Source organism: Pseudomonas syringae (genome assembly GCF_021606685.1).
GTDB lineage: Bacteria > Pseudomonadota > Gammaproteobacteria > Pseudomonadales > Pseudomonadaceae > Aquipseudomonas > Aquipseudomonas syringae_R.
On record NZ_WKCB01000066.1, the window covers coordinates 1 to 11673 of the forward strand.

General features: G+C 57.7%; 11 protein-coding genes. 5 read left to right on the forward strand and 6 right to left on the reverse strand.

The features are described from left to right. The 3 genes from GIW02_RS21000 to GIW02_RS21010 all read left to right on the forward strand — a co-directional run. The coding region (locus tag GIW02_RS21000; protein WP_236422038.1) for an RHS repeat-associated core domain-containing protein at positions 1 to 2293 on the forward strand (2293 nt) is incomplete at its 5' end. Continuing rightward, complete coding sequence (locus GIW02_RS21005; RefSeq protein WP_236419138.1) at positions 2290 to 2721, forward strand: hypothetical protein; 432 nt, start codon at positions 2290 to 2292, stop codon at positions 2719 to 2721. The genes GIW02_RS21000 and GIW02_RS21005, both read left to right, overlap by 4 nt. Before the next feature lie 207 nt (positions 2722 to 2928). Further along, entirely contained in the window at positions 2929 to 4422 is a 1494-nt protein-coding gene (locus GIW02_RS21010; RefSeq protein WP_236419140.1) for a hypothetical protein, read from the forward strand. 41 nt (positions 4423 to 4463) lie between these two features. Here the strand turns inward: GIW02_RS21010 and hemB are convergent, their stop codons facing one another. The 3 genes from hemB to GIW02_RS21025 form a co-directional block, all read right to left on the reverse strand. Beyond that, entirely contained in the window at positions 4464 to 5438 is a 975-nt protein-coding gene (gene hemB / locus GIW02_RS21015) for a porphobilinogen synthase (RefSeq protein ID WP_236422040.1), read from the reverse strand. Positions 5439 to 5554: 116 nt separating this feature from the next. Beyond that, entirely contained in the window at positions 5555 to 6397 is an 843-nt protein-coding gene (locus tag GIW02_RS21020) for a PhzF family phenazine biosynthesis protein (protein WP_236419142.1), read from the reverse strand. 3 nt (positions 6398 to 6400) lie between these two features. Beyond that, positions 6401 to 7099 carry a glutathione S-transferase N-terminal domain-containing protein gene (locus GIW02_RS21025; protein WP_236419143.1) on the reverse strand — a complete coding sequence of 233 codons (699 nt, stop codon included), beginning with the start codon at positions 7097 to 7099 and terminating at the stop codon, positions 6401 to 6403. A gap of 252 nt (positions 7100 to 7351) precedes the next feature. On the opposite strand from GIW02_RS21025, the gene GIW02_RS21030 reads away from it, so the two are divergent. Beyond that, a complete protein-coding gene (locus GIW02_RS21030; RefSeq protein ID WP_236419145.1) occupies positions 7352 to 8053 on the forward strand; it encodes a histidine phosphatase family protein in 702 nt (233 codons plus the stop codon). A gap of 148 nt (positions 8054 to 8201) precedes the next feature. Here the strand turns inward: GIW02_RS21030 and GIW02_RS21035 are convergent, their stop codons facing one another. Both GIW02_RS21035 and GIW02_RS21040 read right to left on the reverse strand, forming a co-directional pair. Then, positions 8202 to 8951: a TerC family protein gene (locus tag GIW02_RS21035; protein WP_236422041.1), complete on the reverse strand. Its 750-nt coding sequence runs from the start codon at positions 8949 to 8951 to the stop codon at positions 8202 to 8204. Between the two features lie 28 nt (positions 8952 to 8979). Continuing rightward, the gene (locus GIW02_RS21040; protein ID WP_236418559.1) at positions 8980 to 9225 is read right to left on the reverse strand and encodes a hypothetical protein; all 246 of its coding nucleotides are present in this window, start codon (positions 9223 to 9225) and stop codon (positions 8980 to 8982) included. A 134-nt stretch (positions 9226 to 9359) separates the two neighbouring features. Between GIW02_RS21040 and nhaR the strand changes: the two genes are divergently transcribed. Next, on the forward strand, positions 9360 to 10262 hold the full coding sequence (gene nhaR, locus GIW02_RS21045) for a transcriptional activator NhaR (protein WP_236418558.1): 903 nt from the start codon (positions 9360 to 9362) through the stop codon (positions 10260 to 10262). Positions 10263 to 10300: 38 nt separating this feature from the next. On the opposite strand, the gene GIW02_RS21050 is transcribed toward nhaR, so the two are convergent. Beyond that, positions 10301 to 11455, reverse strand: a complete 1155-nt coding sequence (locus tag GIW02_RS21050; RefSeq protein ID WP_236418556.1) for an MFS transporter — start codon at positions 11453 to 11455, stop codon at positions 10301 to 10303. Positions 11456 to 11673: the final 218 nt, after the last annotated feature.

The following is an 11673-nucleotide window of genomic DNA, read 5'->3' on the forward strand; positions in this document are numbered from 1 at the left end:
GCTCATTGAAGAACAGCTGCCCAATGGCGCGATCAAGCGTTATCGCTATGACGATCTTGGGCGGCAGGTCGCGCGTGAGGACGAGTTTGGGGCGCTGACGCAGTATCAGTGGGATGCCGCAGGTCGCTTACTGAAATTGACTCAACCTGGCGGTGCCTCGCGGGAATACAGCTACAACCCCTACGGAAAAATCACCGCCGAACGCGATGAGTTGGGGAACGTCACCCGCTACGAATACGCCGACGGTTTGCACCTGATCAGCCGTCGAATCAATGCCGATGGCAGCCAGGTCAAGTATCGCTATGACAATGTCCGTCTACTGCTCACCGAAATCGAAAACGAAGTCGGCGAGACTTACAAGCTCGACTACCACCTCAACGGCCTGATCCAGCAGGAAACCGGCTTTGACGGCCAGCGCACGGCCTACGCCTACGACCTCAACGGCAACCTGCAAGAAAAAACCGAATACGGTGACGACGGAAGTCAGCTAGTCACCCGCTATAAGCGCGATCACGCGGGGCGCTTGGTAAGAAAAACTCTGCCCGACGGCAGCATTGTTGATTATGCCTACGACCGCCAAGGCAACCTCCTCACCGTCGACGACGGCCACTGGGCGCTGGCCTACGAGTACGACACCCAAAACCGCCTCGCCGCCGAACACCAAGGCTGGGGCACCCTGCGCTACGGCTACGACGCCTGCGGCCAACTGCAAAACCTGCGTCTGCCGGACAATAACCGCGTTGCCTTCAACCACAGCAAAGGCGGCCACCTCGCCACCGTCGAACTGAACGGCGAAACCCTGACCTCCCACCTGTTCAAATCCGGCCAGGAACACCAACGCCAACAAGGCCAACTCCTCAGCCACTACCACTACGACGACCAACAGCGCCTGCACGCCCACGCCGTCACCCAGCAGCAACACACGCTCTACCAGCGCCAATACGACTACGACAAATCCGGCAACCTCACCCGCCTGTTAGACACCCGCAAAGGCGAGCACCTCTACCACTACGACCCCCTCGCTCGCCTCACCCGCGCCGACCACTCGCAAGACGTGCAGGAACGCTTCGCCCACGACCCCGCCGGCAACCTGCTGATGCAAGACCGCCCCGGCCCCGACATCGTCGCCGGCAACCGCCTGACCATCCAGGGCGACCGCCACTACGACTACGACGCCTTTGGCAACCTCATCCGCGAACGCCGTGGCCGCGGCCACGCGCTGATCACCGAATACCGCTACGACTGCCAACACCGCCTGGTCAGCCTCACCCAACCCAACGGCCAAACCGCCAGCTACCGCTACGACCCGTTTGGCCGACGCATCAGCAAAAGCGTGGACGGCATCACCACTGAGTTTTTCTGGCAAGGCGACAAACTCATCGCCGAACACCACGCCGACCGTCATCGCAGCTATATCTACGAACCGGACAGCTTCCGGCCGCTGGCACTACTCGAAGGCTATGGCCCCAAAGACACAAAACCCTACCACTACCAACTCGACCACCTCGGCACTCCACAGGAACTCACAAACCCAAACGGCGAAATCGTCTGGTCCGCCCACTACCGCGCCTACGGAGAAATCGCCCGCCTCGACGCCGGAAAAATCGACAACCCACTGCGCTTCCAGGGTCAATACTTCGACCAGGAAAGCGGGCTGCACTACAACCGCCATCGCTACTACAATCCAGATATTGGTCGCTACCTGACACCTGATCCGGTGAAGCTGGCGGGTGGGATTAATGCGTACCAGTACGTGCCCAACCCGACGGGATGGGTTGATCCACTGGGTTTAAGTAACTGTCCGGAAGCGGGCGATTGTAAGCCTAACGCTAAAGTTGTAGATTTCACAAAAGCGGCTACCGTGGTTAAGGGGGAACCTAAACAGCCCGCTAACAATGGTAACGAGTACCTCTACCGCGGAGATGACAAAACCCCAGACCATGTTTTTCAACATGGCTTTAAAAGCAAGGGCACCAGCAACGACTTATACTTACACGCAGTCGATAGCAACAATCCCCCCAGCAACTTTATAAGCACTTCCCCATCAAAAGCTACCGGAATTGATTTTGCAACCAGTTATGGAACACGGAAAGGTTTTCTCTACGCGCTGAAAAAAATCTCTGGTCGAGACGTGAACAAAGAACTTGGAAAATTAGCTCCTTTTGATAATGAGACAGAAATCGCCATACAAAGTAAAATCAGCACAGAAGATATCTTGGGTGCAACACCCATGAAGCGAGACGGCAGTTACATGGGATATTCAATTCCAAACCCAAACAGGAAAGTAAAATGAAAACGAAGAAAATCAAAGCCATAATAGACAACGTAGAAAAATACGTTACATTTAAATATGACTCTACCCACATCAAATTAAAATTTTCAGAAGCCGAAAACTTTGCAAAAACTTACACAGCAGAAGACATGTACTTATGCCTAGCAAAAGTAAGATCCGACTTCCCTCACATACAATTCCTTTGCAAAGGTGCAAAAGTAAATGTAAGACCTTCGAGTATGGCCTCACAAATGAGCGGCGGAATGGTTGCATATGAACTAACCCTCGGAAAGCGCACAACAAGAGAGGACTTGGTTCATATATTTGACCATGAAGATCAAAATCTTACGAACGACCCGAAAGAACAGGAAGACTTCTACAAAAAGTGGATAAAATCAATAGGTGCTGAACGAACTGATCCTCCAGATTCCAGCCCACACAGCATTTGATTCAAACAGGATACTTGAAGCAAGCCCACTCTATTGCGACTAGAAAAATACAACCTTAAAAAACCCAACCCGAAATCACATATCACAACCCAACCAAAATAAAACCTGTCAAATCTGACAGTTACCCCATTTTCTTTTTACCGTTTAACTAACATCTGTACGCGTGGACGTATGCAGGCTTTAACTCTCGCCAGAAAGGGATTATGTATGTCAGTCGAATGCTACAAGGAATGGGCAGGCCCGCTTCCGGGATACACCGACGATGACTACCTGTACGCCAAAGACGGCCCTTGGCCGAAGGTCAACACGCTAGTCCCCGAACTGCCCGCCATGATTAAAAAAGTCCCCAAGACCCAGTTGGAGGATTTTCGCGTCAATGTGGTGTCGCATTACCTTAAAACCCTGAAGTCCGGTCGCCTCAAGATAATCCTCAAGATGCTCGCGGGTGATCACAAGCTGCAGCCGGTGTCCGACCGATTATTCGTCGAACAACTGTTTTATGGCACGTTCAGCAAATTGCTGACCCCGGTGGGGCTGGAAGATATTGCTGAGTTTCCCGGGTTACTGAACCCCGGTGACGTTTTTGATAGCGGCGGCCAACCGAGATATTTGAAGATCGACACGCTGAGCATGAATCGCGTTGATCCGCTGCACGGCATCTACTCGGCGCCCAGCTTGACCCTGTTCAAACGTGAGCCTGATGACTCGGGTACCGCGCTGGCGATAAAGATAAACGGCCTGGTATTAACCCCTGACGATAAAAACGCCTGGGAGCTTGCCAAGTATTTTGTATTTCAAGGCGCCCTGTGCGTGATCACCCTGGTCACTCACCCACGGCTGCATTTCCCGATGGACGCCATCAGCGCAATCAGCTTGACCGCACTGCCTCAACAGCATCTGTTGTTCAAGTTGATAGCACCGCATACGCGTATCCAGCTGGCGATCAACCAGGCCGTTTCGCTATTGCCTTACTCGGTCGCGCACAACAATCAATTCCTGCCGTATACGCCGTATCCGGGGTGGGGAAATATTCCGATTATCGAAGAGGGACGCGGCTGGACCGGGCATATGACCGATGCGTTTTCCGGCATCGCGGGTAACACCTGTTATCCGCCATACACGTACCTGCTGGCACCGGAAAAAGTCTGGTCAGATTTCGATGAGTTTCTGCGCAGTTATTACGACGTGATTTTTGATTTTGTCAGCGCCGTGGTGGCGCACATTGATGTTAACGATCCGGTGATCACGTACTGGAGCAATGCGATTGCCGCGTGGGTCACCGGTTTTCCGGATTATCAACGCATACGCGAGGGGGATACCCTGGCCAGGGTAATCGCCTCGTTTATCTGGGACGTCACCGTTGCCCACTCGGCCGATCACGGTGCCATGGGTCATTATCAGCAGAATGCATTTGCACTGCGGCTGCGCGTACCCGCACCGACCAGCAAGTCGATGGCACCCATCAACCTAAGAAAGTTGGTGACCTTTGGCGATACGTTGCGTAATCGCCTGTGTTTTGAAATGTACTTCGGCCCGCCCCGGGGCTCGGGGCATTCGTATGACACCTGGTATGGCTTTAACGACCCGGAGCTGGATCCGCTGAATACACAATTTCTGAACGACCTGCAGAGCGTGGATGAGGCTCTGACGTGCCGTAGATTTATAAAGCTCAAGGACATAGCGCGCAGTATCAACTTCTGAAGTGGGCGTACTTTTCCAATCGAAAAGCACGCCCGCTCACATCAGATGCCGGCCAACGCCAGATCCATCGCAAAGTAGGTGAAGATCAAATCCGCACCTGCCCGCTTGATCGAACCCAGGGTTTCACGCACCACCCGCGCTTCATCGATGGCACCCGCCTGAGCGCCGAACTTGATCATCGCGTATTCACCACTCACCTGGTACGCCGCCACCGGCAGGCGCGAGGCCTCGCGGATGTCGCGGATGATGTCGAGGTAAGCACCGGCCGGCTTGACCATCAGGGCATCGGCGCCTTCCTGCTCGTCCAGCAGGGATTCGCGCACGGCTTCGCGGCGGTTCATCGGGTTCATCTGGTAGCTTTTCCGATCGCCCTTGAGCGCGCTGCCGCCGGCTTCGCGGAACGGGCCGTAGAGGGCCGAAGCGAATTTGGTGGAGTAGGCCATGATCGGGATGTGAGTGAAACCGGCGTCGTCCAAGGCGCGGCGGATCGCCTGGACCTGGCCGTCCATCGCGGCCGACGGGGCGATGACGTCAGCACCAGCACGCGCGGCGGCCACGGCTTGCTTGCCGAGGTTGACCAGGGTCGCGTCGTTATCGACATGGGCACCGTGCATCACGCCGCAGTGGCCATGGTCGGTGTATTCGCAGAAGCAGGTATCGGACATCACCACCATTTCCGGCACCGCGTCCTTGATGATCGAGGACATGCGCGACACCAGGCCACGCTCCTTCCACGTGTCACTGCCGCTGGCGTCCAGGTGATGAGACACGCCAAAGGTCATCACCGACTTGATACCGGCACGGGCAAAACGCTCGATCTCGCTGGCCAGTTTCTTCTCGGGGATGCGCTGCACGCCTGGCATGCTGGTGATCGGCACAAAGTCATCGATTTCTTCTTCGACGAAAATCGGCAACACCAGGTCATTAAGGGTGAACTCGGTTTCCTGAAACAAGCCACGCAACTCCGGGGAGCGGCGCAGACGGCGTGGACGGGCTTGGGGGAACTGGCTGGTCATGGCTTTCCTGACTGAAGACTGAACACTTTGGGGCGAAAGCTTATGCCCCATGGCCCCGGCAACACAAACGTCCAGGGGCCAATAGTGTATTGCGCGGGCCGTAACAATTTATTGATCTAGAGCTGTAGGCGCCCTTCGATGCACACCGCGACAGCGCCACCGATCCAGATCTCCTCGCCCTGGCGCTCGACGCGAATACGCCCCGCCCGGCCGATGGCCGTGCCCTGGCTGACCACATAGCGCTCGGGCGCGAGCCCCTCGTCGAGCAGCCATTGGGCAATACCGGCGTTCAAACTGCCGGTGGCCGGGTCTTCCTGGGCGCCGTCACCGGCGACAAAGGCTCGCACTTCGAACTGCGCATCCAGGACGTCGCGCGCAGGGTCGCAGGGGGCGATCACGCCCACCGCCAACCCCAGCAGTTGCGAATAGTCCGGCTGCAACGCCAGCACCTGTTCACGCTCAGCCAGCATCACTGCAAGCCAACCCGCGCCATTGTCCACCCATTGGCTGCGCACGATTGCCTCCGGCGCGAGGCCCAAACCCAGGCGTACACGCTCCAGCAACGGCGCGTCTACAGCACCTGAACGCAACAGCGGCGGCGCAATAAAGGCCAGCTCATCGCCTTGACGGCGGATACGCACCAGGCCGATTTCGCACTCTTGAATGATCTCCTCGCCTTTGGGCACGCCGCCGGCCTGCAACCAGGCATGGCAGGTGCCTAATGTCGGGTGCCCTGCAAATGGCAGCTCCTGGAGGGTAGTGAAAATTCTCACTCGGTAGTCGGCCTGCGGATCGCGGGGCGTCAGTAAAAACGTGGTTTCGCTGAGGTTGGTCCAGCGGGCGAAGTCCGCCATCTGCTGGTCGCTCAAACTGTCGGCCCCCAGCACCACGGCCAGTGGGTTGCCCTTGAGGGAGATGTTGCTGAATACATCGAGTTGCTTGAAATCGAAAGTCGGCATGCTTCAGCTCGGAATATTCAGGCCACGGATCACCGCCGGCCGGGCAACAAAGCCGTCCAGCGCGCGCAGTACATTAGGGAAGTCGGCGATGCCCACCAGGTCACCCGATTCATAGAAACCGATCAGGTTGCGAATCCACGGGAAGGTGGCGATGTCTGCGATGCTGTACTCGTCGCCCATGATCCAGGTGCGACCGAGCAGGCGTTTTTCCAGCACCTCAAGCAAACGCCGCGACTCGGCGGCATAACGGTCGCGGGGCCGCTTGTCCTCGTAGGCCTTGCCGGCAAATTTGTTGAAAAAACCGACCTGGCCGAACATCGGGCCGATACCGGCCATCTGAAACATCAGCCACTGAATGGTTTCATAACGCGTCGCGGGATCTTCAGAGAGTAACTGGCTGGTTTTCTCCGCCAGGTAGATCAGGATCGCACCGGACTCGAACAACGCCAGGGGCTGGCCACTGGGACCATTGGGGTCGATGATCGCGGGAATCTTGTTGTTCGGGTTCAGGGACAGGAACTCGGGGGACAGCTGGTCCTGCGTCTCGAAACTGACCTTGTGCGCCTCATAGGGCAGGCCCAATTCCTCGAGCATGATTGAAACCTTTACCCCGTTGGGCGTCGGCAGCGAGTACAGTTGCAAGCGCTCCGGATGCTGGGCCGGCCATTTACTGTTGATCGGGAAGGCGGCGATTGGGTTCATCGGGAAATCCCTCGGCATAAAGCCCCCATCATAGTCATCTGTCTCGCGTCCTGCATGGGTCATCAATACGCAACATCAGCGGGTGATTATCCTACGCAGGCGAACCAATAGGCCTACGTACACTCTTAGTTGCGCACTTACGGTGAATGGAGACGCCTCGCTACATCGACAGGGAACACCGCAGGACGCCGGATGCGTCACTGGGGCCGGGCTTGTCCGCCTTAACCCGATGCACATAAGACTCGACTCCCAATGACAATCAAGCCTCTGTGCTTTGCGCGGCGTCTGAAAAGATATTCATACATCATGTTGCCGCTGCTGTTGGTGGGCGGTGCTATCGGCTTGACCCTTGAATCACGCACCAGCCGTGCCGAACAAGTGGACGGTGTGCAAACCCTGGTATTTCTGCGCCACGGTGAGAAACCTCTTGGCGGCCTGGGCCAGCTCAATTGCCAGGGGCTTAACCGTGCAATGAACCTGGCTACGGTATTGCCGGAGAAATTCGGCAAGGCCGACTTCGTTTTCGCCGCCAACCCGACGCGCAATGTCGAGGAAGGCGAGTTGGATAATTCCTACAGCTACATTCGCCCGCTGATGACCATCAGCCCCAGTGCCATCAAGCTGGGCCTGCCGGTAAACATCAAGTTTTCGGCGAATGACACCAGTGCCCTCGCCGACGAGTTGGTCGAGGACAAGTACCACAACGCCATCATCTACACCGCGTGGTCGCACGGCTATCTGCCGGAGCTGATCAACAAAGTGGCCAGTGAAGCATCCGGCGAAAAACACACCATCACCGACGATTGGTCGGGCAGCGATTACGACTCGTTGTATGTGCTGACATTGACCTGGCACAACGGCAAGGCCTCACTGCTGAGCCGCAACTACAAGCAGGGCCTGAACAACGGCGAAGAAACCTGCCCGGAACCCACCCAGGTGAGTCCCGACAGCTGAGAGGGGATGACGCGCCGCGATTGATGCGCCTGAGGGTCTTCACCCTTGCCAACCGCACGTCTACCCTGCCCTGACGCTACGACGCCAACAGACAGCAAAAGGCCGGCTGGGCTCTTGCGAGCGCAGCCGGCCTTTTGGGTTTACGCCTTTACTGCCGGGCAGCGAGCAAACGCTTGTGGCGGTTGCGTCGGGCGATGTTCAAGCACTCGATCGCGGCGGAGAAGGCCATGGCAGCGTACACGTAGCCTTTAGGCACATGGGCACCGAAGCCTTCGGCGATCAGGGTCATGCCGATCATGATCAGGAAGCCCAGGGCCAGCATCACCACGGTCGGGTTGTCGTTGATGAACTTGGCCAACGGCTCGGCCGCCACCAGCATCACGATCACCGAGGTCACTACGGCAATGATCATGATCGGCAAGTGCTCGGTCATGCCCACGGCGGTAATGATGCTGTCGATGGAGAACACCAGGTCGAGCAACAGGATCTGTCCAATCGCCGCCGCAAAACCGATGGTCACGGTGTTGCCGACGCTGGCCTTCTCTTCCGGCTCCGGGTCCATGCTGTGATGGATCTCGGTGGTTGCCTTCCACACCAGGAACAGACCACCGGCAATCAGGATCATGTCCTTCCACGAAAACGCCTGGCCCAACACTTCAAACACCGGCGCCGTCAGTTGCACAATGAACGCGATGGTGCTCAACAGACCCAGGCGCAATACCAACGCCATGCTGATACCGATGCGCCGCGCCTTGGCTCGATGCTGCTCGGGCAATTTGTTGGTGAGGATCGAGATGAAGATCAGGTTATCGATGCCCAGCACGACTTCCATGACGATCAAAGTGGCCAGTGCCACCCAGGCGGTGGGGCTGGCGGCCAGTTGTAAGAGGTAATCCATAGGTCAGTCCTGACGTTGTACTGGGAAATTAGGCTTCTTTATTGCCATTTGGTTCTTCTTGCTCAGCTTCCTTTTTTTCAGGACTGATCAAGCCTTGTGTCGCTTCACTCAACGCCTGCTCGGCAGCCTTGTGGGTGTCGTCGATGGCCTGTTTGGCCGATTCGGTGGCTTTGCCCAAGACCTGCTGCGCACTTTTTTCGACCTGATCACAACCACTGATCATCACCAATGAAAGCGCAAGCAACGATGCCGCGCCGAGAGAATTGAGTTTCATGATGTATTCCTCGTTAGAACCAATGGGTCCAAATAGTGGCCCCGCGATAGCGAGGCATTCTATGCAGGCAAACAGTTCAGGAAAATTCGTATTTTTCTCGCGTATACTTCGGTTTTCACGAAGTGACAGCGGCCATGCTCAATTACCGACAACTGCACTACTTCTGGGTGGTGGCCAAGACCGGCAGCATCGTGCGCGCGTGCGAGCAACTGAACCTTACGCCCCAGACCATCAGCGGGCAGATCAGCCTGCTGGAGCACACGTATGGCATCGCATTGTTTCAGCGCGTCGGCCGTCAGTTGGAGCTGACCGAAGCCGGACGCAAGGCCCTGCCCTACGCCGAGCAGATGTTCCAGACTGGCAATGAACTCGAAGCGATGCTGCGCGCGCAGCCCGACGAACAGCAAATCCTGTTCCGCGTCGGGGTGGCGGATGTGGTGCCCAAGTCCATCGTCTACCGGCTGATCGCCCCGACCATGGAGCTGAGCGAGCCGATCCGCATCACCTGCCGCGAGGACAAACTCGAACGTTTACTGGCTGACCTGGCGATCCAGCGCCTGGACCTGGTGATCTCCGACAGCCCGATGCCTACGCACCTGGACATCAAGGGCTACAGCCAGAAGTTGGGGGAATGTGGCATCAGTTTTTTCGCCACCCAGGCATTGGCTGACCGGTATGGCGGCGATTTCCCACAGTGCCTGGATGGCGCGCCGCTGTTGATTCCCGGCGCAGAAACGGTGGTGCGCAGCCGTTTACAGCGCTGGTTCGCCGAGCAGCAGATCCAACCCAGAATCATCGGCGAATTCGACGATAGCGCGCTGATGCAGGCGTTCGGGCAATCCGGCAGCGGGATCTTCATTGCGCCCAGCGTGATCGCCGATGAGGTGGTGCGCCAGTACGGCGTGGCGCTGATCGGCCAGACCCTTGCGGTGACTGAGTCGTTCTACGCGATCTCGGTGGAGCGCAAGGTCAAGCACCCCGGCATCGTCGCGATTACCGAGGGTGCTCGACGCGAGCTGTTTACCACCCTGCCCTGATGCCAATGTGGGAGCAGGCTTGTCCACTCCCACAGGAATCAGGCACAGGTCGACGCCGGTTTCGCCGTCATCAGCCACAGCGCCAGCAGGATCGACACCAGGATAAACCCGGACGCAGCAAAGCCCAGGCTGCCCAGGCCCAAGGTGTCGATCACATGCCCACCGACCAACGCCCCCAGGCCGATCCCCAGGTTGGCCCCGGCGATGTTCAACGACGCCGCGAACGCCGGCGCATGGGGCGCCGCTTTCATCAAGCGCACATGGCTGACCAGAAACAGCGCAGCCTGGGTCACGCCCCATACCGCCATCGCCGCCGCCAGGCCGACGGTGGAGTGAATCGCCGGTACCAGCGCGACCATGCCCGCGATCATCAAGCCGCAAAACACCATCGAGGCGATTAGCGGGTGACGGTCCACCGCACGCCCACCCAGCGAATTGCCGATCAGCCCGACCGCACCGAAGCCCATCAGGCACCAGCCCACCAGGGTGCCGTCGAAGCCGGCCAGGCGTTCGAGGATGTCCGCCAGGTACGTGTACGCCGTGAACATGCCGCTGAACACCAGGATCGACAGCAGGATATGGCCCTGCATCAACGGGTTGCGCAGGATCTTGAATTGCGCACGCAACGTCACTTGATCGTTCTTGGGCGTGGTCACCGGCAGGTAGATAAACAGCAGTAAGGCTTTTGCCAGCGCGACCACAGCGAGGATGGCAAACGCGGTGCGCCAGCCGAACATATCGGAAATCAGCGTGCCTACCGGGATGCCGAAGACTGTGGCGCAAACGATGCCAAAACCGATTTTCTCAATCGCGCGCCCAGCGTACTCAGGGCCGACGATGTCCACCGCGGTTTCGCTGGCCAAGGCCCAGAACACCGGCAGGCCCAAGGCCGGAATCAAGCGTGCGAAGGCCATGACCCAGATATTCGGTGCCAGTGCGGCCACGGTATTGGCCACGCCGAACATGATCAGGATGCTGATAAACAGACGCTTACGTGGGAAACGGGCGCAATAGGCCGTGAGAAACGGACCAAAAGCCGCCACGGTGAACGCGAACAACGTCACCAGCAAACCGGCCTGGGACACACTGACGTTCAAGTCCCGAGCGATGGCCGGCAACAGGCCGACGATGATGAATTCTGTGGTCAGCACGGTGAAGCCGGCGGCCGACAGCAGCAGGATGGGAAACAGCATGAAAACTCCAGAAACGACGACATCAACGACAGCCCTGAGGGCCCGCTGACGGAGAGGAAAGATGAGAGGCGTGAATCTTAACAGAGTATGTCCGGATTTGGCGAAGGCCGCCGCGCCTGGGTGACGCAATGCCGCACTGCCGGGGACTTTTCCTGGGGCATGCTAGACTTCGCGATCCGCGTCCTACAGCCCTTTCTGCGTGCGCCGCTGTGCCTTCA

What these genes read in the sequence shown, in the direction of transcription:
- GIW02_RS21005 (WP_236419138.1), top strand. Translation starts at nt 2,290, where the DNA reads ATGAAAACGAAGAAAATCAAAGCCATAATAGACAACGTAGAAAAATAC.
- GIW02_RS21010 (WP_236419140.1), top strand. Translation starts at nt 2,929, where the DNA reads ATGTCAGTCGAATGCTACAAGGAATGGGCAGGCCCGCTTCCGGGATAC.
- hemB (WP_236422040.1), bottom strand. Translation starts at nt 5,438, where the DNA reads ATGACCAGCCAGTTCCCCCAAGCCCGTCCACGCCGTCTGCGCCGCTCC.
- GIW02_RS21020 (WP_236419142.1), bottom strand. Translation starts at nt 6,397, where the DNA reads ATGCCGACTTTCGATTTCAAGCAACTCGATGTATTCAGCAACATCTCC.
- GIW02_RS21025 (WP_236419143.1), bottom strand. Translation starts at nt 7,099, where the DNA reads ATGAACCCAATCGCCGCCTTCCCGATCAACAGTAAATGGCCGGCCCAG.
- GIW02_RS21030 (WP_236419145.1), top strand. Translation starts at nt 7,352, where the DNA reads ATGACAATCAAGCCTCTGTGCTTTGCGCGGCGTCTGAAAAGATATTCA.
- GIW02_RS21035 (WP_236422041.1), bottom strand. Translation starts at nt 8,951, where the DNA reads ATGGATTACCTCTTACAACTGGCCGCCAGCCCCACCGCCTGGGTGGCA.
- GIW02_RS21040 (WP_236418559.1), bottom strand. Translation starts at nt 9,225, where the DNA reads ATGAAACTCAATTCTCTCGGCGCGGCATCGTTGCTTGCGCTTTCATTG.
- nhaR (WP_236418558.1), top strand. Translation starts at nt 9,360, where the DNA reads ATGCTCAATTACCGACAACTGCACTACTTCTGGGTGGTGGCCAAGACC.
- GIW02_RS21050 (WP_236418556.1), bottom strand. Translation starts at nt 11,455, where the DNA reads ATGCTGTTTCCCATCCTGCTGCTGTCGGCCGCCGGCTTCACCGTGCTG.